This window comes from Embleya sp. NPDC059237, from assembly GCF_042754105.1.
Classification (GTDB): Bacteria; Actinomycetota; Actinomycetes; order Streptomycetales; family Streptomycetaceae; genus Embleya.
The window spans coordinates 1-1,365 of the sequence record NZ_JBHZAE010000066.1; the positions used below are offsets into that span (position 1 = coordinate 1).

The window sequence follows — 1,365 nt, forward strand, 5'->3', positions numbered from 1 at the left end:
CAATACAAATATCCCCCGTTTTTCATACATAAAAGCTCCCTGCATTGAGGGACTGACCCCCGTTTTTGAGACAGGGATCAAAACACCTTTTAAACAGCCAATTGCCGATAATTTATCGGTGATTGGTTGTTTAGTTTCGTTTGAATACGAATATTGTTATAATAATGAATGTATTCTATGACAGTGCGTTCTACGATGGCGGTCGTGGTTCGATCAATGCTGTTAAGATAGAACGTTTCAGACTTTAGTGAGGAATGAAACGATTCGATGGAGGCATTATCAGCGGGTGTCCCTTTGCGGGACATGCTCATGGTAATGCCTTTTGTTTTAACAGCTTTCTGATACTCGTAAGATGTATACACAGATCCTTGGTCACTATGTAACACGCAGTTCTCAGGCAGTGTTGGCAGTTGATCAAGTGTGTGTAAGACAAAGTCTGTGTCCTGCTTATCTCCAATCGTAAAAGCAATCACTTCTCCATTATATACATCCAATATACTGGAAAGGTACAATTGTTTCTGTCCATAAGGCAAATACGTGATGTCTGTTACTAGTTTTTCAAGAGGATGATCAGACTGAAAGTTCCGATCTAATATATTGTCGACCACGGCATATGGCTGCCCATTCTTCTTGCGCTTTTTCACCTTAACCCGGCACTGCCACTGATTTTTCTGCATAATACGCTGAACCGTTTTATGGTTAATACACATTCTCTTTTTTAATATAGCTGTGATTTTTCGATATCCATATCGATACTGGTGCTCTCGGCACAACGTGCCGATTTGTTTTTCTAAATGGCGCTTGGGATGATCTTTCTTCAGATTCTTCTTCCAACGATAATAAGACGAGCGAGAGATACCTAAATGAATACAGATATCCTGCACGGTCATTGTGCTGTGCAATTCTTCTACAAGTTCGACTGACGTTTGGCTATCAACTTCCTTTCCAATTCGTTGTACTTTTTTAACACTTCATTCTGTTGTCTCAGATATCGATTCTCTGCCTGCAGTTTCTCTAATTCGGAAGAATACTCCGGACCTTTTCCATAAGTGTATTGCTTACCAACAGGCTGTTCAAATCGATGTGTATCACCAGCCTTATACCATCTGACCCATGTCTTAATCTGCGTATTATTTTTGATATTCAACTCCTGCATGATCTCTTTCATAGGTACGCCTGCCAATCTCATTTCTACAGCCTTCTGTTTCACTTCAACCGGATAACTCACTCTTGTCCCCATAGAAAAAACACCTCCAAGTCTAATTTCGGATAACAATCATCCGTATTCAAACTTGAAGGTGTTTTTATTTGTCTCATCTTATGGGGTCAGTCCCAGTTGAGATCGGTTTTTTTAGTGCATATAAA

The 1,365-nt window shown here is 40.0% G+C and carries 1 protein-coding gene; it reads right to left on the reverse strand.

Translation table 11 applies throughout. The annotated features are described in order from the left end of the window. Positions 1 to 89: 89 nt before the first annotated feature. A protein-coding gene (locus ACFXKZ_RS52435) for an IS3 family transposase (RefSeq protein WP_087614160.1) occupies positions 90 to 1,240 on the reverse strand; the annotation gives its coding sequence in 2 pieces (ribosomal slippage) (positions 90 to 967 and positions 967 to 1,240; 1,152 coding nt in all). Positions 1,241 to 1,365 lie beyond the last annotated feature (125 nt).